We start from the raw sequence: 24,435 nt of genomic DNA, 5'->3' as shown, positions 1-24,435 counted from the left end.
AGGGTCCCGCAGGGGAGATGGGGGGGGGTTGGGGCCGGTTGTGGGGGGGTGGGTTTTTGTCTTGCCTCCTCCCCCTCCCCCCCCCCCCCCCCCCCCCCCCCCCCCCGACCCAGCCGACACGGCGGGCTAGCGGCCTTCGCGGTCGAGCTTGGCGGCCTCTTCTGGCGTCGGCGCGGTGCCGCCGAGGTGGGCGGGCAGCCACCAGCGCTCGTCGTCGGAGTCCGGTTCGGCCGGGTAGCCGGCCTGGACGCGGTCCACGAGCGCGGACATCCGCACACGAAGGTCTTTCGAAAGGATTTCGGCGTCCTCGTCGGCCTTCGGGTGGATCGGCTCACCCACGAGGATCGAGATCGGCACGTGGCGCTTGGTGAGGTCCTTCGGGCGGCCCTTGGTCCACAGCCGCTGCGTGCCCCACAGCGCCATCGGCACGACCGGGACACCCGCCTCGGCGGCCATCCGGACGGCGCCGGACTTGATGTCCTTCACGGTGAACGACCGGCTGATCGTGGCTTCGGGGAACACCCCGACGACCTCTCCGGCCTTCAGCCGTTCGACGGCTTCCCGGTACGACGTGAGACCCGCGCCGCGGTCGACGGAGATGTGGTGCATTCCGCGCATGAGCGGTCCGGCGACGCGGTTGGAGAAGATCTCCTTCTTCGCCATGAACCTGACCAGGCGTTTCGCCGGCTGCGCGCCGAGCCCGCAGAAGATGAAATCCAGGTAGCTCACGTGGTTGCAGGCGATGACCGCGCCGCCCGTCGCCGGGATGTGCTCGGCCCCCTCCACCCGGATGCGGTTGTCCAGCACCCGGAACATCAGCTTCGCCGCCATGATGACGGGCGGGTAAACGAGCTCAGCCATTCGTTCAGGTTACGCGACCGTAGGGTGAGCAACCTACGGTCGCGTAGGTCACATCACTCTGAGCGTTCTCGACGCGCGAAGGTCACCAGCGCCAGGACGACGGCGAGCACCGTGCAGAACAACGCGATCACCTGGTGTTTGACGTTCTCCAAGCCGTCGCCCAGCGCGGCCAGCGCGAACTGCCCGACGGCGACCGCGAGCAGGAAGCCCAGGGTGACGCCCATCGCCTCGCGCCGCGTCTTCCAGCCACGCCAGGCGATCAGGGCCCATATCGGCAGCAAGGCGAAGAAACCCAGCGGCGACAGCAGTTTCGCCACGGTCGAAACGATCGGGACGCGGTATTCCTGCGTTTCCGGGTCGAAGCCCGCCGACCGGTCGAAGCTGCCGAGGTAGGGCGGCCGCGCGGTGAGCAGGTCGCCCGCCGCACGGTTCAGGATTTCCGTGGTGCGTAAGGGATGTGTCGCGAAGTACTCGACGACGTTGCGCCTGCTGATCTGTTCGCGGTACTTCGGGTACTCGGGATCCAGCGTCGCGGGCTTCGGATGCCACCAGCCATTGCCCGCGTACTGGCCGAACGAGGCGGGCAGTCCCAGCGCGGCGAGGTCGGCTCCGGTGTCGTGCCGACCGTCCACAATGGTCAGAAAGATCGTGTTGAACATGTTGATCTCACGCGAATCGTCGCCCGGCCGCGCGGCGAGAGAGCCGTCGGGCAGCTTCGCCGGTTCGACGGTCTGCTGCGCGTAAGCCGTGCCTCCGGCGAGCGCGCCGATGACGAACATTACGGGAAGCCAGCGCTTCAGGCCGCGGACGCCCGCCGGGCGGACGAGCAGTGCGGCGAGCGCGAACAACGGCAGGATCATCAGCGTCTGGACCTTGGCGTTGACCGCGATCACGCCGCCCGCCAGGAGCACGGCGAGGCCCGCGTAGCGCCACCAGCCGGGCCTCGCGGCCACCAGCAAACCACCGACGGCGAGCAGAAGACCGAGGAAGGCGGCGCCTTCGCCGAGCACCGAGGCGAAGTAACCGAAGAACGCGGAGTCCGCGACGACCAGCAGCAGCCCTACGGCGGCGAAACGGCGGACGCGGCGTGAGTACGGCAGCCCGACGACGATCAACGCGACCGCCGCGGCGACGAGGCCGCTGGTGAACACGCCGAGAACGACCAGGCTGAGCGTCGATTCGAGGCCGAGCACCCCGCCGATCGACCGCGCGATCCGCGCGAACCAGCTCTGGGTCAGGAGATAGGTGGCGTCGCATTCGCCGGCCGGGGCCGTGTAGGCGAGGTGGACGAACCCTTCCGGCTTGCCCTTCCACGGGATGCCCGCGCCGCACAGCACGCGGAAGCCGTCACCGTTGTCGGACATCCCGACCGGCCGCGGCACGAGGAAACGAACCAGCAGCACGGTGAGCGCGGCGGCGAAAACGCCGAGGCCGAACAGGCGCGAGGGTGCTTCAAGCGCTGCTGGTCGGCTCGGGGAAACGCGTTCGTCGATACTCACGAAGGGCACGGTACGTGGCGGAAATCGGGCGAGTAGTCGAGGGCCGATCTGACCGACCGCTCGACGTCCGCCCGCAGGAACACGGTCAGCCACGACGAGGTTCCTTCACGCACGAAGGTCGCGACGCGGTACCTCGCCGCATACTCCGGGTCGATCACGCAGGACTGCTTCGCCGAGTAGCCACTGTCAGTGATGACGGCGATCGTCGGATGCCGCCGGGAGACGACCGCCTCGTCCGCTTCCTCGGTCTGGCCGCGGACGCCGACGATCCGCAGTTGCGTCCCGGCGTGGTACGACAGCACACCGGGCGCGGACGTGCTCACGACCGAACCGGGCGGCAGGTAGGCGTCGAGCCAGCGGCCGATCTCCTCCATCTGCGCGCCGTGGTCGTGCCAGGCACGCACGCGGGCGAGCATTTCCGGGCTGAACACCGAGACCAGCACCGCCAGCCCGGACAACGCCACCGCGGCGGCGGGCATCAGCCGCTGGACCGGCGGCCGCGGACGGGGACTCGGTTTCGCGGCCGCGGTGAGCACGCCGTAGACCGACACCGCCGCCACCGACAGCAGCGGCGGGATCGGCGCCAGCAGGCGCCAGGCAGGTCCGGGGTCACCGCCGAAGAAGACCACGAAAGCGGTGAGCGCGACGGCGGTGACGAGCATCAGCCAGGTCAGCGACCTGGCCTCGGCCTCGTGCGGAGCCCGGCCGGTGCGGCGCAGGAGCAGCGCCACCGCCGCGATCAGGCCGAGCAGCAGGAATCCTTGGTGAACCACCGAAAAACTCGACAGGTACTGCCAGCCATGGTCGACCCGGGCCGCGACATCGACCTCGAAAGGGATGAGGACCGAGGTCGGCAGGACGTGGCCGTAGTAGGTGACCCGCCACGCCGTCCACGGCACGACGAAGACCAGTCCACCGAGCAGCCAGCCCGCCGGTGACCACCACGTGTACCGGCCGCGGAAGGCGGCGATGACGAGCCAAATCCCGACCAGCACCGCGAGCAGGAGCCCGGCCGGGCGCGTCATCATGGCGAAGGCCACGAGCACCCCGGCGACCACCGGACGCCGGGCAGCGAGCGAGGCGAAGACACCGAACATGAGCAATACGAACAACGGCGTCTCGGTGCCGGATCCGCCGTACGCGGCAAGGCCTCCGGCACCCGCGACGAGCACCGCGGCGGCCACCCCATAGGCGGGCCGCGGCTCGCCCGCGGCCCTCGCGACCACCCGGTTCACCGTCACGTACGCGAGCAGGACGGCGCCGAGGGTGGAGAGGATGCCGAGTACGACCGCGGACGTCTCGATGTCGGCCCCGAAAGCCGCCTTCGGCAACGCGATGAGGATCATCCAGAGGAAATTCGCGTAACCCTCGATCCGCTCGCCGGTGTTGAACACCGGGCCATTGCCGTCGGCGATGTGCTGGGCGTAACGGAAGGTGATGTACGCGTCTTCCGCGATGGTCGAAAACACCAGCTGGTGCGACACCGAAAAACCGAGGGTGAGCGTCAGCGCGGCGGCACGCCAGTTCCGGTCGGTACCGATCTTGGGCCAGGCCGCCAAGACGAAGACCGCGACCACGAGCCAGGCGACGACGAGCGCGATCACCACCTGATCTCCCCACCATCCCGGGCCGAGCCACTCCCCTGACGAAAGACTACGGTCAAGTATCGATCACCGCGCCGGTGTGTTTCTTTCGGCGCAGTCATTTGACACGAACGGTCCAGCAAGTGTGCCCTGCCTGTACCCCTGACGCGTTTCGTCCTCTGGATGCGGTAGTTGCACGCGCAAGGACCGCATTCAGAGGACTAAACGCGGGAAGTCACGAGGCGCGCGGAGAGGGCGGCGACACCGGCGGTGATCAGGTCGGCGACGGTGAACATGACCCGCGAAGCGATGGCGAAAGCCGTCGCCTGGACGACGGTGAGGCCCGACGCGGTCAGCACGGCGACCTGCGCGACCTCGCGGACGCCGACCCCGCTGGGCAGGATGAACGCGAACGTCCCGACGGTCATCGCGACGGCCATCGCGCCGACGCACAGCACGAAACCACTGAAGCCGGGTGCGCCGACGGAGTTCGCCAGCAGCCACAGGTGCACGCCCTGGAGCGCCCACGCCGCCGTCGACGAGCCGAAGACCTTCCCGACGACCGACCAGCTCAGCCGGTGGTCCAGCGGCGGGCGGCGCAGGATTCGCAGCACCAGCGACGTGCCCCAGGTGAGCACGCGCGGATGCAGCATCGCCAGGCCGACCGGGATCGCCGCGATCAGCCACAGCGCCCGCGGACTGTTGCTGAACACCGCGGGGGCCGCGAGCAGCGACACGACCAGCGCCGACACCACGCCGACGCCGAGCTGGATCAGCGAACCGGTGAAGATCCGGGCCCTGGCGAGCCCGGCCTTGCGGCCCAGTTCCATCTGCAGCAGGTACGCCCACACCGAACCCGGCACGTATTTACCGAGCGAGCCGACGAGACAGATCTGCGCGCCGCGGGCGTAGCCGATCGGTTCGCCGAGGTCGTCGACCATGACCTGCCAGCCGTAGGTCGACACCATGATCGCGGCGATGAGCACGAGCAGGCTCAACGTGGAGGATTCCCAGGCGACCTCGGACAGCGTCCGCCAGAATTCACCCCAGTTGGCGACCAGGGTCTTCGCCGCGAATCCGACGACCAGGAGGATCGCGATCCAGCGGACGACGTCGAGGATCTTCGCCTTGGTGGATTTCGGCTGCTTTACCGCAACCGAAGACTCCTCCTCGGGCGTTTCGACTGTCGTCACTGAACCTCCTCCGCTGTACCTGTCGCCGCAGGTCAGGCCTGTACGGTCACCAGACGGCTGAACTCGGTCAGCAGATCGTAGCCGTCCCAAACGGCGGAGAACGTCAGGGCCGAGCCGAAAGGAACGACACGGTCGACGCCGCGGCCCGCCAATTCCGTCACGAATTCGGTCAATTCTTCTTTGGTGAAGCCGAATTGACCGACGGTTTGGTCTTTGCGGAGCACGATCGGGACGAGGTCGGAAAGCGTGTCGACCCGCGCGTTGGCGAAAGTACCCGCGCCGAGCCACTCGCGCGGCAGGACCGCGGCATTGGACAGCTCCAACATCGCGATGCCGTTGCCCTGGAACTCGATGCCGTTGACGAGCCCGTCGACGGCCGCGCCGTAGGCGGAAACCCGCTTCTGGACGGCCATGGCCGGCTCGGTGACGTGCTGTTTCGTCGCCAGCACCTCGGCGAGCAGCTTCCGGAATTCCTGTCCGGCTTCGCGGGCACCGTCCTCGTCGCCGACCCAGAACACCGCGCGCGGCGAGGAGCAGGCGGCCTGGTCGAACCAGTACGAGTCGTTGTAGAAGCCTTCGGCCGCGCCGCGGCGTTCGGTTTCGGAGGCGTTCTGCCAGCCGCGCACCGACGCGACCGCGAAGGACGACCGGTCCGGGAAGGTCAGGTCACGCGCGTGCGGCGCCAGCGGGTACTTGCGCAGGGCCGCGACCGAGGCGTCGCCGCCCCAGATGACCCGCAGGTCCGTGGCGACCGACAGCGCGCCGCTGATCGCGTCACTGCGGTCGTAGGTGACCATGCGCTGGGTCGCGGTGATCGCGGCGGCGGTGTCGGCGTCCACTTCGGACAGTGCGGCGTTCAGTGCCTCCAGCACCGTTTCGGCGGCGCCGGCCGAACGCGACGACACGCGAACGACGTTGTGGTTTCCCGCCAGCGCGGAAAGCGCCCACGAGTACACGAAAATCGTGTCGACGTTGGCGGGCGGCACGTGGAAGACCAGCCCGCGCGGGAAGCGCAGCGCGTCACCTGAGGTATCCAAAGTGGACAGTGCCTTCGCGATCTCTCCCTTACGCAGGAAGAAACCAAGCGACGCCAGCTCCGGGAACCGGCGCGCGGTCGCGGGCGCGAGCAGTTTGCGCGCGAACTTCGTCAGGAATTCGACGACACGCGGGTCGCCCACCCGTAGCCGTCCGCCGACGGGCTCGGCCCGCAGCTCTTCGACCAACGAGGAGACCTCGATCGCGTCGCCGAGCGGGAAACGCTGGTTGAGGGTCATGCCGCCGCTCCCTGGAAGGTGTCCGAGCAGCCGCGGGCCTCGGCCTTGGGCAGCCTGCCCATCACCGAGAAATGCTTGCCCGGCCAGTCACCGTCGTCGATTCCGTTGTAGACGCCGAGGTCCTCGGTGAGCAGGACGTGGCCCGGGTACGAATGCGGCAGCGTGCTGACGACCTCGATCACGCCGGGTTCACCGACCGGCTGCTCTTCCCAGGTCTCCGGATCCCGGATCACGACGTCCGCGAAATCGGGGCAGTACAACGAGTTCCCGGACGGGCCTTCGAGGAACACGGTGCCGATCTGCTCGATCATCCCGTAGTAGTTGTGGATCCGGGTGAGCCCCGTGTCCTCTTTGAACCGACGACGGAACTCGGTGTTGTCGACCGCGCGGTCGATCAGCTTCTTCCAGCCACCGGAGTGGATCAGGATCCCGTTGGACAGATCCAGCTCGTGCTCACACGCGACCTCGTACAGGTACTGCCACACCATGAAGGTGAAGCCGAAGATCAGGAACGGCTTGTCGCCGTACGTCGCGAGGAACGTCTTGACCGCCTCGACGTCCGGCTGGTCGTTCTCGTCGAGCACGTAGGTGTGCTTGCGGCCGAAGTTGGCCATGCCCAGCACACCCGCGCCGCGGGCGGAGAACGAACGGCGGTTCTTGATGATGCCGACGGTGTCGACCATCAGCATCGGCAGCCGCTCGCCGCCGAGGACTTCCTGCAGCGTGGCGCCGAGCTGCTTGGTCTGCGCGCCGGCCGCGGCCTTGTCCAGGTAGATCCGCGACGCGCCCGCGCCGGTGGTGCCCGAAGACGTCAGCGTCTTGAAGATCTCGGCCTCGGGGATGCTGCGCAGGTCGTGCGTCTTGAACATCCGCACCGGCAGCCACGGCAGGTCCGCGATGGAAGCGAACTCCGCGTCGCGCGCGATGCCGAGCGAGGACAGGATGCGTTCGTACCCTTCGGAGTTCTCGCGGTGGTGCGCGGTCAGCTCGGCGAGCCGCGGAAGCAACGACTTCTCGCGCTCAGCCTGCGAAAGCGTGAACACACTCATACCTGGGCCTCCAGCGACCGGTAGTCGATCTTGCCGCTGGCCAGCAGCGGCACGGTGTCGATGGGGCGGACGTCGAACCCGCTCGTGTGCAGGTGGAGCCGCTCGGACAACGCCTTCGACGCGTCCTTGCAGATGTCCTTGTCGGCGCCCTCGGCGAACAGGACGACCTTGTCCCCGGCCGGGACGGCGGCCACGACGTCGATCCCCACCGAAGCGGAACGCACGGCGTGCTCGAGATCATCCAAGCTGACCCGGTTGCCGAAGACCTTGCCGATCCGCTTGAGCCGTCCGGTGATGTAGAGGAACCCGTCCTCGTCGAGGTACCCGAGGTCGCCGGTGGCCAGCACGCCGCCGTACTCGTCGCCCGCGGCCAGCCCGGCCTCGTCCTCGGCGTATCCCATCATCACGTTGGGCCCGCGGTAGACGACCTCGCCGACGATCTTCGGATGCGTGGTCTCGGAACCGTTCTCGCGCCGGATCGCGAACGAACCGCCGGGCAGCGCGGGCCCGGCCGAACCGAGCTTCTCCGCGAGCCGTTCCGCCGGGACGGTGGTCATCCGCGGGGCGGCCTCGGTCTGCCCGTACATCACGAACATCCGCCCGCCGACCGCGCGGATCTTGTCGTTGAACTGGGCGACGAGCTCGTCGCGGAGCTTGCCGCCCGCCTGGGTCAGCGTGCGCAGCGTCGGGTACTTCGCCGGGTCGAACTTGAGGCGCCGCAACATCTCGTAGTGGTACGGGACCCCGGCGAGCGAGGTGACCTTGTGCTCGTTGACCGCGTCCCAGAACCCACGCCCGAGTACACCCGAAGGCTCGATGACCACGGTCGCGCCGCGGACGAGGTGCGAGTTCAGCACGGACAGGCCGTAGCTGTAGTGCAGCGGGAGGCTGGTCGGCGCGACCTCGTCGCGGTCGATGCCGAGCACCTGCGCGATCGCGTCGGCATTGGCGTAGACAGCGTCGCGCGCGAGCCGGACCAGCTTCGGGTTGCCGGTGGAACCGCTGGTCGGAAGCAGGATGGCCAGATGGGGATGCGGCTCGACGCCCTCAGCGGACTTCCGGACCCAGTCAGATCCGAGCCCGTCGGAAACGCCGTAACCCTCGGGTGCGGGCGCGTCCGGCGCGGACAGCACGGCGGCCGGGCGGAACCGCTCGATGAGCCCCGTCAGGACGTCGGCGTCCAGCGCCGGGTCGATCAGCGCGATCGGGCGGCCGGCCTCGAACGCGCCGAGGTAGTTCAGCACGCTTTGGAGGTCCACCGACATCCGCGCGAACAGCGCGCCCGGCGGCAGCAGCGACAACGCGGCACCCGCGCGGGCGACCTCGGCGTCGAGTTCCTCGCCCGCGAGCGTCTTGCCGCTCGTGACGTCGATCAGTCGTGCACCCACACCCAACAGGGTCATCAGAGAACAAGTCCTCCATCGATGCCCAGCACCTGGCCGGTGATGAACGAGGCGTCATCACTGACGAGGAACCGGATCGCGTTCGCCACGTCTTCGGGCGTGCCGAGCCGCCCTAGCGGGGTCTTGCCGATGTTCTCGGCCTTGGCGTCCTCGGTCAGCCCGGAGGTCAGGTCGGTGTCGATGACGCCGGGCGCCACCGCGTTGACCCGGATCCCGGAACGGCCGAGCTCCTTCGCGGCCGAACGCGCGATGTTCGCCACCGCCGCCTTCGAGGCCGCGTACACCGTCTGACCGGCGCTTCCGTGCTCGCCGACGATCGAAGCCAGCACCACGATGGCACCGGTTTTCTTGCGCATCATCGCCCTGGCCGCGGCCTGGACGGTGTGCAGCGTGCCGGCGACGTTCGTGCTCAGCGTGGTGTCGACCAGTTCCGCGCGGATCATGCCGAGGAGCGCGTCCTCCATGATCCCGGCGTTGGCGACCACGATGTCGAGCCTGCCGTGCTCCTTGGCCACGCCGCGGACCAGCGTCGACACGGCCTTGGCGTCGGTGACGTCCAGGGCGAGCCCGCTCGCGGCCCCCGCCGCGGCCGCCGCTTCCTTGGCCTTGGCCTCGTCGCGGCCGGTCAGGACGACGGTGGCGCCCGCCCCGGCGAGCGCCCGCGCGGTGGCCAGCCCGATGCCCCGGGTACCCCCGGTGACCAGGGCGATCCTGCCGTCCAGCATCACTTGTTCTGGAGGTCGGTCACCATGTCGACGGCGACCTTGAAGCTGGACATGTCGATCACCTGGTCGGTGTCGAATTCCACGTCGAACTCGTCTTCGATGGCCGCGACGAGCGCCATGTGACCGACCGAGTCCCACGCCTCGATGTCGCGGTACTTCAGGTTCTCGACATCAACACTGTCGACGTCTAGATCCAGCGCCTCGACAAAGACCTCACGCAGCTTGCCGGCGACTTCCGCCATCTGTGACTCCTACCTCTCTTCGGAACGCGCGACCTCTGCGAGCTCCCGCTCACCTACTCCTCGCGCGGACGGGCGTCCCACGCCTTCACCAAGGTAGAGAGGTCACCGGGCAGCCGGTCGGCCAGCCCGTCCTCAGGGAGACCGGCCTTACCCTTCAGCCACGGTCCCAGTGCCTCGATGGTGGCCTCGTCCAGGCCCCGGCGGGACAGGCCCACGGTGTTGACGCCGGTCACCCGCGCGGGGTTGCCGACGGCGATGGTGAACGCGCCCACCTCCTTGCGGACCGCGGAACTCATCCCGACCATCGCGCCGGGGCCGACCACGACCCGCTGGTGCAGGATCGCGCCCATACCCAGGTTCGCCCCGGACCAGATGTGACAGTGGCCGCCGGTGATGACGTTCGAAGCGACCGTGACGGCGTCCTCGACGACGCAGTCGTGGGCGATGTGGGAGCCGCGGAGGAAATAGCCGCCGTCGCCGATTCCGGTGGTGCGCCACGTGCCCTGGTGGACGCTGACGTACTCGCGGATCCGGTTGCGGCTGCCGATGACGACGCCGTGACCGTCATGATCCGGATCACCGTTCGGCGCGGATTCCCAGGCGGCGGGGTGCTCGCGGCCGCGGTCCTCACCGGGGGTCCCGATGGTCACGTGCGGGCCGATCCAGTTGCCGTCCCCGATGCGCGTGGGACCCACGATGACCGTGAACGGTCCGATGACGTTGTCTTCACCGAGCTCGACACCCTCGCCGATGACTGCTGTCGGGTGGATGCGGTTCACCACGTGAGTTCCGTTCGTTGTGGCTGGAGGCAGCCTGGGGTATTGGGCGCTTCGGCGGTCCCGGTAACGTGTGGTCCGCGCCAGAGAGGGCGGCCGGGCGCAGAACCGGCGGCTCACTGTACCGGACGCACCAGAACGCCCAGTCGAGAGAGACTTGAAGATGATCCCCATTACCGTGGTCGACGTCCGTGACGCGGAGGACCTCGTCGTCGAGGTGCTGCGATCCGGCGCCATCGCACAGGGACCGATGGTCAAGCGCTTCGAGGACGCGTTCGCGAGCGTTTCCGGCACGAAGCACGCGATCGCCGTCAACAACGGCACCACCGCGCTGGTCGCCGCCATCCAGGCGCTCGACCTTCAGCCGGGTGACGAGGTCGTCACCTCGCCGTTCACCTTCGTGGCGACGCTGAACGCGATTCTGGAAGCCGGCGCGACCGTCCGCTTCGCCGACATCCGGCGCGACGACTTCGCGATCGACCCGGACGCCGTCGCCGCCGCGATCACCGACCGCGCCAAGGTCCTGATGCCCGTGCACCTCTACGGGCAGACGGCGGACATGGGCAAACTCGCGCCGCTGGCCGCCGAGCACGGTCTCAAGGTCATCGAGGACTCCGCGCAGGCCGTCGGCGCGTCGTTCCAGGGCAAGCCGTCGGGCTCCTTCGGGATCGGCTGCTTCTCCTTGTACGCCACCAAGAACGTCACCACCGCCGAGGGCGGCGTGATCACCACGGACGACGACAAGCTGGCCGACGCGCTGCGGGTGCTGCGCAACCAGGGCATGCGCGCCCGCTACCAGTACGAGGTCGCCGGGCACAACTACCGGATGACCGATCTGCACGCCGCCGTCGGTATTCCGCAGCTGGAGAAGCTGGACCAGCTCACCGCCGCCCGCCAGGCCAACGCGAAGCGCCTCACCGAAGGACTCGCCGGCACCCCGGGCCTCGACCTCCCGCAGGTCCTGCCGGGCCGCGAGCACGTGTGGCACCAGTACACCGTGCTGGTCGGCCCGCACGCCTTCCTCTCGCGTGACGAACTCGCCGCCGCGCTCACCGAGCGGGGTATCGGCAACGGGATCTACTACCCGAAGATCGTCTTCGACTACGACTGCTACCGGGACAACCCGCTGATCCCCGACGCGAAGGTCGAGGACTTCCCCGTGGCCGCCTCCGTCGCCGCGCAGGCGCTTTCCCTGCCGGTGCACCCGCACCTTTCCGAGTCCGAACTGGACACCATCATCGAAACGGTTCGCGAGGTACTCGGCGCATGACCACGCACAAGATCGCCCTCATCGGCACCGGGAACATGGGCTCGCTGCACGCTCGTGTCCTCGCCGCGAACGAGCGCGTGGACCTCGTCCGCGTGATCGACCCGCGCGAAGAGGCCGGCCGCAAGGTCGCCGAACGCTACGAAACCCAGTGGACGCCCGAAATCGGCTCACTGTCCGATGTGGACGCCGTCGTGCTCGCTTCGGCCACCGAGGCGCATTACGAGCTGGCGCAGGAGATCCTGGGCCAGGGCAAGCCGATGCTGGTCGAGAAGCCGGTGTGCAACAGCTTCGAATTCTCCCAGGAGATCGTCGGGCTTTCGGCGAAGAAGGACGTCCCGCTGATGTGCGGGCTCCTGGAGCGCTACAACCCCGCCGTGATGACCGCGCGGGCGCTGGTCAACGAGCCGATCCACCTGATGGCCCGCCGCCACGGCCCGTACGCGCCGCGCATCAAGACCGGTGTCGCTTGGGACCTGCTGGTGCACGACGTCGACCTGGCGATCCAGTTCTTCGGCGGCGCGACGCCGCAGCGGGTCGCCTCCGGCGCGGGCTACTTCCACCCGAATTCGGTGGAAGGCGCCGAAGACACCATCGAGACGGTGCTGTCGTTCCAATCCGGGCTCGCCACGGTTTCCGCGTCGCGCCTCGGCCAGCGCAAGGTCCGCTCGCTCTGGGTGTCCGAACTGGACCGCATGATCGAGATCGACCTGCTCCGCCGCGACGTCACCATCTACCGGCACATCTCGCACGACTCGGTCACCGAGGACGGCCTCGGCTACCGGCAGCAGACCGTCATCGAGATCCCGGAGCTGGTCACCGCGCGCGAGCCGCTGGCGACCCAGCTGGACCGGTTCGTCGACCTGCTCGAAGGCAAGATCGACGCCGAAACCGAGCGGGACCTGATCCTGCCTTCGCACGCCGTCGTCGACCAGGTGCTGACGCAGGCCGCGGCCTGATCATTTGGTGAGGCGCTGGCCCTTCGCGTCGTAGGCGACGAGAGGGGTCAGCACTCCCGCCGACTCCACCTGGTCGCCGTCGAACCAGAAGAGGACGATCGACGGGTCCTCACTCCAGGGGATCGCCTTGGCCTCGACCGGTCTCCCGCGAACGGTGCTGGTGATCCGCGCCGCCGGACCGGCGAAGTAGCCGAACACGGGCACGAACGTGCCCCGGATGACGTCGCCGCCGTCCACCGCGTGGAAGCCGAACGACCGATCGGATCCCTTGAACTCGTTGCTGGCCAGGAGGCCGTCGTACTCACCGGTCTGGTTCCGGTACGCGACCTGGAGGCCGAACCTGACGTCCGGCACTTGCGGCTCGTCGATCGCGAAGGCGTAGAGCACCAGCTCACGGCCGCCTTCTCCCTTGACGCCAAGCGGGATCGCCTCGCCGACAGGCCGATCCGTCGGGGCCTCGGTGTTCGTCGGGCTCGCCGGTGCCGGGGCCGGCGCCGGGGCCGGTGTCGACGGCGGCGCGGGCGCGCTCGCGGCGGGCGGGAGCGGTCGCTGGTCGGACGATGACCCCTTGAGCGCGACCGCGCCGACGATGACCAGCACCGTCACCAGTGTGGCGGCGACCCCGCCCGCGCCGGTAGCGAGACGGCGGCGACGGCGGATACGCCTGCCCTTGGTCATGATCGCGCCGAGATCGGGCTCGGCGAACTCCTCGGCGGGCGGTTCCCGCAGAGCCGAGCGCAGTGTCTCGAGGTCGGTCATCGTCCCAGCCCCCCGATCAGTTCCGTTCCGTCCTCCGCGGTGATCCGCAGCTTGGTCAGTGCCCGGGAATTGGTGCTCTTCACGGTGCCCACCGAGACACCCAGTTCGCCGGCCACATCGGATTCCTTCAAGTCGAAGAAGTGCCTGAGCACCACCACGGCTCTCTCCCGGTCTGTGAGCGTACGCAACGCGTCAAGCAGCCATTTCCGCTGGACAACGGCACCGGCGACGTCCATACCGCTCGACTGCTCGGGGATGTCCTCCGTGGCGTTCTCACGGATCGGGCGCCGCCAGCCGTCGATGATGTGATTGACGAGGACCTGCCGCGCGTAGGCGTAGGCGTCCTTGCGGCGTACCCGCGCCCAGGCCGCGTACGTCTTCGCGAGCGCCGTCTGGGCGGCGTCCTCGGCCTGATGGCGGTCGCCGGTGAGCAGGAAGGCCGCATGCTGAAGACGGGGCGCCGAGTTCCGCACGAACTCGACGAACTCGTCATCGCCGCGAGCCACCCTGGTCCTCATCTCCGTTCGACGGTTGACCACCTGAAAGGTTGCCTCGACCGCTCCCGTTCCGTGCCGGCTCAGTCCTTCCGACGAGCGAACCGGAGCGCCACGACGAGGCCGGCGACGACCACGGCGACCGCGAGGACGATCCACACCCAGGTCGGCACCAGGCCTTCCGGAGTGGTCTCTTCGGCCTGCGGCGCGGGGGTGGCACTGCTCGCGGGGGCTTGGGCTTGGCTGCTCGACGGGGCCTGGCTGCTCGGGCTGTTCCGGCTCGCCGGGGCACTCAAGCTGAACTTCACCGAGCCGCTCGCGGCGTGCGAGTCGTCGAAGGTCACCTTGTAGCGGAGGGTGTACTCCCCCGCGGGCCCGACGGCCTGGACCGGCGCCGTGACGACCGTGCCGGCGACCTCCGCCCGGCCGACCGTCCACGACGCGTTCTCCGGTCCGGTGATCTGGATCGGGTCGTCGGCGAGGGTGACCGGGCCCGAGAAGGTCAGCTTGACCTGCGTCGGCGGCGTCGCCAGCGAAGCGCCCCTCGCCGGGTCACTGCTCTTCAACTCCGAATGGGCCAACGCCGGGGTCGCCGCACCCAGCAGGGCCAACCCGGCGACCAGCAACGACGCGCCGCACCGCTTGAACCTCATCTGACACCCTTCTCACCGGGGAACTCCCCGTCGAGCCTAGTAGTCGGACTCGAGGGTGCGGTGGTTCCCGTTGGGAAGGGTAAGAACTGTTCTGTCGGACCTGTCGCACCGGAACGGTGATGAAGGCGAGTGGGGAGATCGGGGACGTTGAGTGGTCCCGATCCTCCGTTGATCAAGGCCGGAAACCGAAGCCGCTTGGCGACGATGGAGGAATCGGGACACTGAAGGTCCCGATTCCGCCATCGTCAGCCTTCGGACTGGTCCGGCGTAGGTAGGCAAATGCCGGTCCGCGCTAACCGTCCTTACCACTCACGAGGGCGGTCAAGGGCGCCGCGCGTAGCGAGTGGTCAGCGCGTCGAGGTCGAGAGTGAGCGGGGTGCCGTCGAAATCGAGGCTCACTTCGCCGATGTGCTCGCCGAAGTTCTCGTACTCGCCGTCGATCAGGCGGTAGGTGGTCATGCTCGCCGGGTCTTCGAGGTCGACGATCCAGTAGTGCTCGATACCGGTTTCGGCGTATTCGGAGAACTTGGTGACCCGGTCGGTACGGACGGTGCCCTCGGACAGCACCTCGATGACCAATTGTGCCGCGTCCCCCGGAACACGAGCCGGACTGCTTTTTCGGGTACCCGAACGGTGAGCGGGGCGACGCCGATGATCATCTCGGCCTCGCTTCAGGTGCTGAAGCCGGCGGGCAGCTGGTCATGGAGCAGAAAGCCCAGGCGCGTGACGGCCCATTTATGGATCAGCAATGGACGCGGCGACACGACGAGGACTTCTTCGACGACTTCGACCCGGTGTTCCGGGGACGTATCACCACGGAAAGTGGCGAATCGTTACGGTGAGCAGTAGCGCGACAGCAAGGAGCGTGCTCGGTCGCACCATCGTGATCCTCGCATTTCCGCAGATCGTCTACATTCCGATGATGAAGAGAATCTGGGGGCTCTTGACCGTCGGCATGCTCTTGTTTGTCACGGCCTGTAGCGGCGAGCCCGCGCCAGCGGCGCCACCACCACCGCCGCCGTCAACGACGGTGCCGACGACGACGACGAGCAAGGCCCCGAGCACCACTCCGACGACCCCTCCACCGCCCGCCTCCCCCGCCAAGGTCACGGCGGCTTGCCCGTTCCTCCCGCTCGTCGAAGTCCAGCAGATCATGGGTACCGCGGAGTTCGGCCACAAGGACGGTCAGCAAGAGGCCGCGGTGAAGAAAGAAGGTGGCATCACCAAGTACGCGTGCCACTACAACGGCGTGGTCGGCCTGTACTTGCACGTCCTTCCGGAAAAGGGCTGGTCGGTGCCGTCGATGTCGGCAGAGGCCAAGAAGGAATGCGTGACGCCGCCGACGATGGTGCCGGGTATCGGCGAAACGGCTTGGTTCTGCGAAAACAAGGACGACTTCGTGTCGTTGCTCGTCTACAAACGCGGACACGGCCAGATCAGGATCGCGTTGTTCCACACGATCGGCAAAACCCGGTCCGACGTGTACCCGACGATCGCCGAACGGCTGGGGCAGCGTCTCTGAACGGATCGTCGTGAGTGGTTCGGGTCGCCGGATCAACCGTGTCGAGTACCTACTTGCCGGTGCGCGGGTGGCGCGATTCAGCGGCGAACCGAACTACTCCGTGAAGTCGCCTGCCGGGGCACCCCAGGACCCCGTCGCGTCACCGCGTTCCTCGGCCAGCGCGCGGCGGCGCGCGTTCTCGCCGCGCACACGCTCCACTTCGGACTGGATGTAATCGTCGTCGTACTTCTGGAAGACGCGGGCCGGGTTGCCCGCCACCAGGGTGCGCGGCGGGACGTCCTTGGCGACCACGGAGTTCGGCTGCACAGTGGCGAAATCGCCGATCGTGACGCCCGCCATGATCACGACGAGGCCGCCGATGAAGCAGCCTTTGCCGATTTTCACGGGTTTGCGTTCGATGAGGTCGCTGCCGGAGTGGTTCTGCAACGTCATGTTCGCGAGCCAGCTGGAATGCGTGAAGATCAGCGTGTTCAGGCCGATGCTGGTGTGTTCGCCGATCTCCAGCCCGCCGCTCGCGTCGAGCGCGGCGCCTTCGCCGATCCAGCAGTGTTCGCCGATCTTCAGGTTCTCCGGGCTGATGATCTTGACCCGCTCACGCACCCTCGTCGTCTCCGGCAACCCATAGAAGCGAGCGCGCTCGGCGTCGTTCATGTACTGCGAGACGAGTTCGGTCAGGATCTGCGGGCGCAGCCGGTTGCTGCGCTCGTCATCGAAGAACATCGGCCTCGGTCACCAGTTTCTCGAAGGTACGCAGGTGTTCTTCGGCGACGACGTCGAGGCCGAAGTTGGCCCGCACCATCGCGCTTTCCCGCTGTGCCACCAAAGCCCGCTTCTCCGGGTCGTCGAGCAGGTCGATGACGGTTTCCGCCACCGCCTCGCTGTCGTCCGGGCGCACCAGCAGGATGTTCTCACCGTTGCGCAGTTCGATGCCCGGGTAGTTGTCCTCGGTGACCGACGCGATGGTCGCGGTGCCCGAGAGCATCGCCTCCAGCGACGCGGTGCCGCAGCCGCCGTTGAGGTCGTGCGTCACGATGTCGGCGGCGGCGAAGTAGGCGGGGACGTCCGCCTTCGGCACGGCGCCGGTGACGATGATGGCGTCCGCGACGCCGAGTTCTTCGGCCCGCTTCAGGAAGACGTCGTGATAGACGCGCCCGACCACGACCACCTTCACGCCGGGGTGCTTGTCCAAAATGGACGGCAGTGCCTCGACCAGCGGGAGCCGGTTGCGCAGCGGGATCACGTGTCCGAGCGAGACGATCACCGGGCCGTCGCCGAGCCCATGCTCCGCCCGGACATCGAGGGTCAACGGCTTCTCGAAGTTCCCGGTGTCGACGGCGATCGGGAAGTAGTCCGAGTTCGCGTCGCTCGTGCCGTAGCGCTCGACGCAGTAGTCGACCCCGAGCTTGTCGAGGATGATGTAACGCGGCTTGAGGTAGCGCAGGATCGGGTTCACCAGCACGGTGTCCAGGAACCGGAACACGCCGCCGTACAGCTTGTTGTCGCTGATCAGCAGGGTGTGGATGGTCAGCAGCATCGGCAGCTTGTGCCGCCGCGCGTACAGCCCGGCCAGCCACGACAGGTCGAAGAACTGCCCGTGGAGGTGGATCGCGTCCGGTTTGAACTCGTTCAGCAGCTTCCAGAGCCGCCGCCAGTTGCCCGGCCGCGGCGAGGCGAAACTCATGTCGAAGTCGATCGACAGGCCCAGCTGCGGCATCTTCACCGCGGGCAGGCGGACGACGCGATAGCCGTCCTTCGTCTCGTCGGCCGGGGCGTCGGCGTAGGCCGCGGTGATCGCGAGCACCTCGTGCCCGCGCGCCGCGTACTGCTCGGCCAGGGACGCCGCCATGTGCGCGCTTCCGCCCACCCTCGGTGGGAAGAAGTTGTTCACCACCGCGATACGCATGGGGCGGCTTTCCCCTGGACCGGCGGTCACTCGGAGGCCTTCACCAGTTCGTACATGCCCTCTTCCACGGAGATCTTCGGCTCCCAGCCGAGGACCTCGCGGGCACGCGTGATGTCGGCGGCACGCCGCGAAACCAGCACGTCACGCTCGTTGAACAGCGGCTCGACGTTGACGCCGACGGCGTCGATGAGGATCTTCGCCAGCGTCGCGATGGAGGTGTCGATCCCGGTGCCGATGTTGATCGGCACGCATCCCTGCTCCGACTCGAGCGCCGCGACGACGGCGCGGGCCAGGTCCGTGACGTGCACGAAATCCATCGACTGGTCACCGCGGCCGTCGATGATCGGCGGCTGGCCGGCGCGCAGACGCTGGATGAAGTGGTTGATCACCGACGTGTAGTAGGCCTCGATCTTCTGGCCGGGGCCGTACACGTTGAAGAACCGCAGCGCGTTCCAGGACAGGCCCTTGGTGCGCTCGTAGAAGCCGAGCATGTCCTCGCCCGCGCGCTTCGAGATGCAGTACGGCGTGAGCGGCTTGAGCTCGTCGTCCTCGTGCATCGGCAGCCGCTTCGGGTCGCCGTAGACGGACGCGGTCGAGGCGAACACGAGCCGCTCGACGCCTTCGTCCGCCGCGGCGGCGAAGACGTTGTGGTTGCCGACCATGTTGATGTCGATGGACTCGTGCGGGTCCGCGACCGACTTGTTGATCGACACGGTGGCGAAGTGGATCACGTGCGTGCAGCCGCGCATGGCCTCGCGCACGGCGCCGCCGTAGCGCACGTCCTTCTCGACCAGTTCGACCTTGCCGGTGGCGACGAACTCGTTGATCCGGGCGCGGTCGCCACGCGTCATGTTGTCGAAGACGCGGACGGTGTAGCCGCCTTCGATCAGCATCGGGATGACATGCGCGGCGATGAAACCACCGCCCCCGGTGAAGAGGACCTTCTTGTCGGGCATTTCTCTCCTAGCTCGGCAGTGCGGCGCTGACGGTCCCGATGACCCGGTCGACCTGGGCATCGGTGAGGTTGGCGTGCATCGGGATGGCGAGATGACGGGCGAAGAGGTCCGCCGATACCGGCAAGGTCTGCTTCTTGCCGTAGATGGGTTGGAGGTGCGAGGCGTAGGTGCCGAAGTTGCACTGCACGCCCTGTTCGCGGATCCGCAGCGCGAGCGCGTCGCGATCGATCTCCGGGGCCACGGTGAGGAGGTAGGCCTGCCACGGGTGCTCGCGGTCCGGCAGTTCCACCGGGACGTCGAGACCGGGCAGGTTCTCGAACGCCTCGTGGTAGCGCTTGGCCACCGAACGGCGGGCCGAGAGCAGGTCCGGGAGGCGGTCCAGCTGGACGTTCATGATCGCGGCCTGCACGTCCGAGAGCCGGAAGTTGTAGCCCAGCTCGTGGAACTCCGGGATCGGCAGCGCACCGGAACCCTCGCGGGTGATGGCGGGCTCGATGCCGTAGGTGTGCAGCTTGCGCGCGTGCGCGATGAGGTCTTCGCGGTCCGAGACCAGCGCGCCGCCCTCGCCCGCGGTGATGCCCTTGCGGCCGTGGAAGGAGAACGCGGCCAGGTCGGCGAGGCTGCCCGCCGGACGGGTCTGGTAGGTCGCGCCCGCGGCGCAGGCGGCGTCCTCGAAGAGCCACAGGCCGTGCTTGTCGGCGATCGCGCGGTATTCGTCGAAGTCACCCGGCTGCCCGGCGACGTCGACGGCGAGGATGCCGACGGTGCGGGGAGTGATCAAGCTTTCGATCGAAGCGGGGTCGGCGCTCCACACGTCCGGGCGAATGTCGGCGAACACCGGCGTCGCGCCCGCCTGGAGCACGGCGTGGCCGGTGGCGGGGAACGTGTAGTCGCCGACGATGACCTCGTCGCCCGGCTTCACGTCGAGTACACGCAACCCGAGGAACAGTGCGGAACCACAGTTACTGGTGGTCAGGGCATGTGCGGTGCCGACGGTCTTCGCGAAGCGTTCTTCGAAACGGCGGCACGCGGGGCCGGCACCGGCCAGCCAGCCGGACCGGAACACCTCCGCCACCGCGGCGAGTTCTTCGTCGCCTACGGTCGGCTGACCAAGGACCACGGGTTCGAGCGTAGACATACCTCTCCCATTGCGTGGGGACCCGGCGAAGTGTATAGACGCCGATCGGCGTAGTTCGGGCGGGCTGGATCCGGCCAGGTCGACGACGCCCTATCGTTGACCCATGCGATTCGGCGTTCTGGGGGCGACGGAGGTGTGCCGCGAGGACGGCACCGTCGTCCCGGTCGGCGGGCCCAGGGTCCGGACGTTGTTCGCGTTGCTCGCGCTGGACGCGGGCCGGGTGGTCCCGGCCGAGCGGCTCATCGACGGTCTCTACGGCGAGCAGCCACCCGAAGGCGTGGCGAACGCACTGCAATCGCAGGTCTCACGGCTGCGCGGCGCGCTGAAGGAACTCGCGCCCGTCGAGTTCAGCCCTGCGGGTTACCGGCTGGCCGTGGATCCCGACGACGTCGACGTGCACCGGTTCGAGCGGCTCGCCGTCGAAGGGCGACGCACTCTCGCGGCGGGAGACGCCACGAAAGCGGCCGAACTGCTTCACGACGCTCTCCGTCTCTGGCGCGGCCCGGCTTTCGCCGACATCACCGACGCGCCGTTCCGCGATCCGCAGGTCACCAGGCTGAACGAGCTGAAGACGTCGGCGATCGAGGACCGCGTCGAGGCGGAACTCAAGCTGGGAAGACACGAAGACGTCCTCGCCGGGCTTCGCGAGGTCATCGACGCTCAACCGCTGCGGGAACGGCCGCGCGCGCTGCTGATCCGCGCGCTGCACGCCGCGGGACGCCACGCCGACGCGCTCACCGCTTTCGAGGACGCCCGCCGTGTCCTTGCCGACGAACTCGGCGCCGATCCCGGGCCGGATCTCGCCGCCGCGCATCTGGCCGTGCTGCGCGGCGAGACGCCGCCCGCCAAGGCACCGCCCATCGAGACCACGACCACGCCGCTCCCCGCCCAGCTGACCAGCTTCATCGGCCGCGAAGGCGACCTCCGGCACGTGCTCGGCCAGCTGGACCGCTCACGGCTGGTGACCCTCACCGGCCCCGGCGGGGCGGGCAAGACCCGGCTGGCCATCGAGACCGCGGCCGCGATGGACCTCCCGGCGGTCTTCGTCGAACTGGCGCCGTACACCGAAGACGTCAGAGACCTCACTGTCGCGCACGCCGTGCTGACCGCGCTCGGCCTGCGGACGGTCCCGCTCGGGACGGTCACCGCCCCGGTCGAGAACGCGCCACTGGAGCGGCTGATCGACGCACTGGCCGACCGGGCGGTCCTGCTGGTGCTCGACAACTGCGAGCAGCTGATCGAGGCCGCCGCGAACCTGGCCGCCCGGCTGCTCGGCGCGGCCCCCGCGCTGCGCGTACTCGCCACCAGCCGCGAACCGCTGGGCATCACCGGCGAGATCGTCTCCCCCGTGCCGCGGCTCGCCGTGCCACCGCCGGGTACGCCGCCCGCCCGGTCGCTGGAGTTCGCCGCGGTCCGGTTGTTCGCCGACCGCGCGCGGGCGGGCGATCCGGGCTTCGCCGTCGACGACACCACCGCGGGCGACGTCCAGCGGATCTGCGCCGCGCTCGACGGGTTGCCGCTGGCCATCGAACTCGCCGCCGCGCGTGTGCGGACACTGACCGTCGGGGAGATCGCCTCCCGGCTGGACGACCGGTTCGGGTTGCTCTCGCGGGGCAGCCGGGTCGCCGAGAGCCGTCATCGCACCCTGCGCGCCGTCGTCGAATGGAGCTGGGATCTCCTGGACGAGGACGAACGCCTGCTGGGCAGGCGGCTGACCGTCTTCGCGGGCGGCACGACCCTCGCCGACGCCGAAGCGGTCTGTGCCGTGCCGGACATCGCGGAACTGCTTCCGTCCCTTGTGGACAGATCGCTGGTGGAGCGCACCGGGGACCGGTATCGGATGCTCGAAACCATCCGGGCCTTCTTCGCCGGGAAACTCGCCGAAGCCGGCGAAACCGAGCAGCTGCGGCGCGCACACGCCGAGCACTTCCTCGCCCTCGCGGAGAAGGCGGATCCGCTCGTGCGCACCGGTGAGCAACTGGTCTGGCTCGACCGTCTCGACGCCGCTTACGACGACCTCCTGGCCGCGTTGCGCTGGTCCGCCGAGTCCGATGTGCGGATCGCGCTCCGGCTTTCGGCTTCGCTGGTGACGTACTGGTGGATGCGCGGCCGCCGGTTCGAAGGTTCGACGCTGAGCCTGGAAGTGGTCAAGCAGCTCGGACAGCGGCCGCCGGAAGGGCTCGAAGAGGAGTACCAGCTCTGCGTGCTCACCGCCGCCGCGGGACTGCGGGGCCACGAGGCACTCGACAGGCATCTGCCGCTGGTGAACGACCTCATGCTCACCCTGGACAAGGCGCCCCGGAACCCGGCGCTCCTGCTGCTGATGGGCGTCGTGACCGGCCCGCCCGGCGACGACGACGCGCTGATCAAACGCAGCCAGGCGCTGTTGGCGAACAGCGATGCCTGGAGTCTCGCCCTCGCACCGACCGGTTACGGCCTCCGCGCGCTGATGCAGGGCGAGCTCGAAACGGCGGAAGAATTCCTGCGCGAGGGGGCGCAGGCGTTCCGCTCGATCGGAGAACGCTGGGGCCTCTCGATGGCCCTGGACCATCTGTCGCAGATCCTGATCTGGACGAACCGGCAGGCCGAAGCCCTCGAAACGATGAACGAGGCCCTGCGGTTGATGCGGGAACTCGGCGCGTCCGACGACAACGCGGACCTGTTGTGCCGTCGCGGCGGCAGCAGGTTGCTCCACGGCGACGCGGCGGGCGCGCGGGCGGATTTCGAACTCGCCGTCGAGATCGCGCGCCGCGCCGGGATGCCGGAAAGCCGGGCGGCCGGGTACATCGGGCTGGCGTTCCTCGCCCGGCACGAGGGCGATCTGGCCGGGGCTCGCGCGCTCAGCGAACTCGCGCTCGCGGAATGTTCCGGTGGTTCGTTCGCGGCCGAGGGGGTCCGTGCCGGCGCGAGGATCTCACTCGGCTGGGTCTTGGCCGCCGAGGGCGACGCCGACGGGGCCGAGAAACTGCACCGGCTGGCCCTCGTGTCGGCGGACAGCTGGCACGACAGCACCACGGTGGCCCTCGCCGTCGAAGGCCTCGCCGGGGTCGCGCTGCTGCGGGGCGACGCCGAGCGGGCGGCCGTCCTGATCGGCGCCGCGGTGACCATTCGGGGCACCCCGTTCGCCGTCGATCTGGACGCCGCCCTGCTCCGGACGACCGTGCGGGAGCGGCTCGGCGACGAGTTCGACCGGGCCTACCGCCGAGGGCTGGGCCTGCGCGGCGCCGCTCAATTGGCCGGATTGCCCAGCGAGTCCTGAGCGCGGGTCAGCAAGGTCCCCTGCGGCGCGAAGCGGCCGACTGCGTCGGCGAGGAGACGCTGGTCGAGTTCGGCGTCCTGGACGGCGACGTACAGCGGCGCCGCGTTGACTCCGACCGCGCCGAGCCGGGTCATGCCGGGGCCGACCGGGTCGATGGTGAGCCGGGTGACGTCACGCCAGGGCACGACGGTCCGCTCGACGCGGACGCCCACCGCGTCCAGTTCGAACAGCACCCACTGCTGGTCGTGCAGCGACTTCACGTAGCCGATGGCCGCGCAGCCAACGGCGATCAGGACGACGCGCAGCGCACCGGGCGCCTCGATCGAGCCGAGCAGGGCGGCGATCGCGAAGAAGACCACCAGGAGCCCGGTGAGCTTCGCGGCGCCGACCAGGGCCGCGTTCGGTTTGTGCACCCGGAACCGCACGGAGCGCATCAGGTGTTTGGTGAGCACGCCGCCACCGATCGCGGCGGCGAGCGCGATCATCGTCACCACCAGCGAAACCGGGGAGAAGTCCACGAGGACGTTGTAACCGGCGACCAGCGCGACGAAGGCGCCCACGACGGTCAGCATCAGCGCGAGCTTTCCCTTGCGCACGTCCCGTTCGCGGCGGTCGAGCGAGGCCTGGTCGGGTGCGGCGAGGAAGCCGCCGTCGATGTTCCTCATCGGGCGTCACGCTGCGCCGCGTCGTTGGCCGCCGCGGCGTTGGCACGACGGTCGCGCTGACGGCGGTCGAGGACGTACAGCAGCGTGCCGGCGCCGGCGCTCACCGCGGCGTAGAGGAGGTCCTGCAGGCCGTCGTCCGGGTAACCGGTGGAGAACTCGACCATCGCGAGCGCGACGAACAGGACGCTGATGACGCCCCCGGCGACGATGTACACCTTGTTGCCGATCATGGTTTCCCTCGCTTTGTCGTTGCCT

The 24,435-nt window shown here is 68.6% G+C and carries 25 protein-coding genes; 5 read left to right on the top strand and 20 right to left on the bottom strand.

What is annotated here, in order from left to right; all coding sequences use genetic code 11:
- Positions 1–126: 126 nt before the first annotated feature.
- The 10 genes from ACZ6DT_RS04405 to ACZ6DT_RS04360 form a co-directional block, all read right to left on the bottom strand.
- Positions 127–861, bottom strand: a complete 735-nt coding sequence (locus tag ACZ6DT_RS04405) for a lysophospholipid acyltransferase family protein (protein ID WP_465588425.1) — start codon at positions 859–861, stop codon at positions 127–129.
- A gap of 53 nt (positions 862–914) precedes the next feature.
- On the bottom strand, positions 915–2,360 hold the full coding sequence (wsfD, locus tag ACZ6DT_RS04400; RefSeq protein WP_465588422.1) for a glycan biosynthesis hexose transferase WsfD: 1,446 nt from the start codon (positions 2,358–2,360) through the stop codon (positions 915–917).
- Complete coding sequence (locus tag ACZ6DT_RS04395) at positions 2,357–3,967, bottom strand: hypothetical protein (protein WP_465588420.1); 1,611 nt, start codon at positions 3,965–3,967, stop codon at positions 2,357–2,359. The genes wsfD and ACZ6DT_RS04395 overlap by 4 nt, the downstream gene beginning before the upstream one ends.
- 197 nt (positions 3,968–4,164) lie before the next feature.
- Positions 4,165–5,136 carry a lysylphosphatidylglycerol synthase transmembrane domain-containing protein gene (locus tag ACZ6DT_RS04390; RefSeq protein WP_465588417.1) on the bottom strand — a complete coding sequence of 324 codons (972 nt, stop codon included), beginning with the start codon at positions 5,134–5,136 and terminating at the stop codon, positions 4,165–4,167.
- A 32-nt stretch (positions 5,137–5,168) separates the two neighbouring features.
- Positions 5,169–6,410: an acyl-CoA reductase gene (locus tag ACZ6DT_RS04385; protein ID WP_465588414.1), complete on the bottom strand. Its 1,242-nt coding sequence runs from the start codon at positions 6,408–6,410 to the stop codon at positions 5,169–5,171.
- Positions 6,407–7,459, bottom strand: coding sequence for a LuxE/PaaK family acyltransferase (locus ACZ6DT_RS04380; RefSeq protein ID WP_465588412.1), 1,053 nt, complete (start codon positions 7,457–7,459; stop codon positions 6,407–6,409). The genes ACZ6DT_RS04385 and ACZ6DT_RS04380 overlap by 4 nt, the downstream gene beginning before the upstream one ends.
- Complete coding sequence (locus ACZ6DT_RS04375) at positions 7,456–8,862, bottom strand: AMP-binding protein (protein ID WP_465588409.1); 1,407 nt, start codon at positions 8,860–8,862, stop codon at positions 7,456–7,458. The genes ACZ6DT_RS04380 and ACZ6DT_RS04375 overlap by 4 nt, the downstream gene beginning before the upstream one ends.
- Positions 8,862–9,587 (bottom strand): SDR family NAD(P)-dependent oxidoreductase, encoded by a 726-nt coding sequence (locus tag ACZ6DT_RS04370; RefSeq protein ID WP_465588406.1) that lies wholly within the window; start codon positions 9,585–9,587, stop codon positions 8,862–8,864. The genes ACZ6DT_RS04375 and ACZ6DT_RS04370 overlap by 1 nt, the downstream gene beginning before the upstream one ends.
- A complete protein-coding gene (locus ACZ6DT_RS04365; protein WP_465588403.1) occupies positions 9,587–9,829 on the bottom strand; it encodes an acyl carrier protein in 243 nt (80 codons plus the stop codon). The genes ACZ6DT_RS04370 and ACZ6DT_RS04365 overlap by 1 nt, the downstream gene beginning before the upstream one ends.
- A 53-nt stretch (positions 9,830–9,882) precedes the next feature.
- A complete protein-coding gene (locus ACZ6DT_RS04360) occupies positions 9,883–10,611 on the bottom strand; it encodes a UDP-N-acetylglucosamine acyltransferase (RefSeq protein ID WP_465588400.1) in 729 nt (242 codons plus the stop codon).
- 157 nt (positions 10,612–10,768) lie between these two features.
- On the opposite strand from ACZ6DT_RS04360, the gene ACZ6DT_RS04355 reads away from it, so the two are divergent.
- Both ACZ6DT_RS04355 and ACZ6DT_RS04350 read left to right on the top strand, forming a co-directional pair.
- Positions 10,769–11,875 carry a DegT/DnrJ/EryC1/StrS family aminotransferase gene (locus tag ACZ6DT_RS04355; RefSeq protein ID WP_465588398.1) on the top strand — a complete coding sequence of 369 codons (1,107 nt, stop codon included), beginning with the start codon at positions 10,769–10,771 and terminating at the stop codon, positions 11,873–11,875.
- A complete protein-coding gene (locus ACZ6DT_RS04350; protein ID WP_465588395.1) occupies positions 11,872–12,831 on the top strand; it encodes a Gfo/Idh/MocA family protein in 960 nt (319 codons plus the stop codon). The genes ACZ6DT_RS04355 and ACZ6DT_RS04350 overlap by 4 nt, the downstream gene beginning before the upstream one ends.
- On the opposite strand, the gene ACZ6DT_RS04345 is transcribed toward ACZ6DT_RS04350, so the two are convergent.
- The 4 genes from ACZ6DT_RS04345 to ACZ6DT_RS04330 form a co-directional block, all read right to left on the bottom strand.
- Complete coding sequence (locus ACZ6DT_RS04345) at positions 12,832–13,590, bottom strand: hypothetical protein (RefSeq protein ID WP_465588392.1); 759 nt, start codon at positions 13,588–13,590, stop codon at positions 12,832–12,834. It abuts the gene before it with no gap.
- Positions 13,587–14,096: a SigE family RNA polymerase sigma factor gene (locus ACZ6DT_RS04340; RefSeq protein WP_465588843.1), complete on the bottom strand. Its 510-nt coding sequence runs from the start codon at positions 14,094–14,096 to the stop codon at positions 13,587–13,589. The genes ACZ6DT_RS04345 and ACZ6DT_RS04340 overlap by 4 nt, the downstream gene beginning before the upstream one ends.
- A 71-nt stretch (positions 14,097–14,167) precedes the next feature.
- Positions 14,168–14,737, bottom strand: a complete 570-nt coding sequence (locus ACZ6DT_RS04335) for a copper resistance CopC family protein (protein ID WP_465588389.1) — start codon at positions 14,735–14,737, stop codon at positions 14,168–14,170.
- 321 nt (positions 14,738–15,058) lie between these two features.
- Complete coding sequence (locus ACZ6DT_RS04330) at positions 15,059–15,316, bottom strand: Uma2 family endonuclease (protein ID WP_465588386.1); 258 nt, start codon at positions 15,314–15,316, stop codon at positions 15,059–15,061.
- A gap of 2 nt (positions 15,317–15,318) precedes the next feature.
- Between ACZ6DT_RS04330 and ACZ6DT_RS04325 the strand changes: the two genes are divergently transcribed.
- Entirely contained in the window at positions 15,319–15,579 is a 261-nt protein-coding gene (locus ACZ6DT_RS04325; protein ID WP_465588384.1) for a hypothetical protein, read from the top strand.
- Positions 15,580–15,659: 80 nt separating this feature from the next.
- A complete protein-coding gene (locus ACZ6DT_RS04320) occupies positions 15,660–16,259 on the top strand; it encodes a hypothetical protein (protein WP_465588382.1) in 600 nt (199 codons plus the stop codon).
- A 93-nt stretch (positions 16,260–16,352) separates the two neighbouring features.
- Here ACZ6DT_RS04320 and ACZ6DT_RS04315 read toward each other — a convergent pair whose 3' ends face one another.
- From ACZ6DT_RS04315 to ACZ6DT_RS04300, 4 genes are read right to left on the bottom strand one after another with little or no spacing between them, the layout of a single operon-like run.
- Positions 16,353–16,979, bottom strand: coding sequence for an acyltransferase (locus ACZ6DT_RS04315; protein WP_465588379.1), 627 nt, complete (start codon positions 16,977–16,979; stop codon positions 16,353–16,355).
- Entirely contained in the window at positions 16,966–18,162 is a 1,197-nt protein-coding gene (locus tag ACZ6DT_RS04310; protein WP_465588376.1) for a glycosyltransferase family 4 protein, read from the bottom strand. The genes ACZ6DT_RS04315 and ACZ6DT_RS04310 overlap by 14 nt, the downstream gene beginning before the upstream one ends.
- A 26-nt stretch (positions 18,163–18,188) precedes the next feature.
- Positions 18,189–19,118 carry an NAD-dependent epimerase/dehydratase family protein gene (locus ACZ6DT_RS04305; protein ID WP_465588373.1) on the bottom strand — a complete coding sequence of 310 codons (930 nt, stop codon included), beginning with the start codon at positions 19,116–19,118 and terminating at the stop codon, positions 18,189–18,191.
- A 7-nt stretch (positions 19,119–19,125) separates the two neighbouring features.
- Complete coding sequence (locus ACZ6DT_RS04300) at positions 19,126–20,256, bottom strand: DegT/DnrJ/EryC1/StrS family aminotransferase (RefSeq protein ID WP_465588370.1); 1,131 nt, start codon at positions 20,254–20,256, stop codon at positions 19,126–19,128.
- Between the two features lie 103 nt (positions 20,257–20,359).
- On the opposite strand from ACZ6DT_RS04300, the gene ACZ6DT_RS04295 reads away from it, so the two are divergent.
- Positions 20,360–23,515, top strand: coding sequence for an AfsR/SARP family transcriptional regulator (locus ACZ6DT_RS04295; protein ID WP_465588367.1), 3,156 nt, complete (start codon positions 20,360–20,362; stop codon positions 23,513–23,515).
- On the opposite strand, the gene ACZ6DT_RS04290 is transcribed toward ACZ6DT_RS04295, so the two are convergent.
- Positions 23,485–24,180: a hypothetical protein gene (locus ACZ6DT_RS04290; protein WP_465588364.1), complete on the bottom strand. Its 696-nt coding sequence runs from the start codon at positions 24,178–24,180 to the stop codon at positions 23,485–23,487. The two genes, ACZ6DT_RS04295 and ACZ6DT_RS04290, sit on opposite strands and share 31 nt — an antisense overlap.
- On the bottom strand, positions 24,177–24,410 hold the full coding sequence (locus tag ACZ6DT_RS04285) for a hypothetical protein (RefSeq protein WP_465588361.1): 234 nt from the start codon (positions 24,408–24,410) through the stop codon (positions 24,177–24,179). Before ACZ6DT_RS04285 ends, ACZ6DT_RS04290 begins: the two co-directional genes overlap by 4 nt.
- Positions 24,411–24,435 lie beyond the last annotated feature (25 nt).

The sequence above is a fragment of the Amycolatopsis sp. NPDC041971 genome (assembly GCF_055588925.1).
This window is presented reverse-complemented; position numbering and strand designations above follow the sequence as displayed.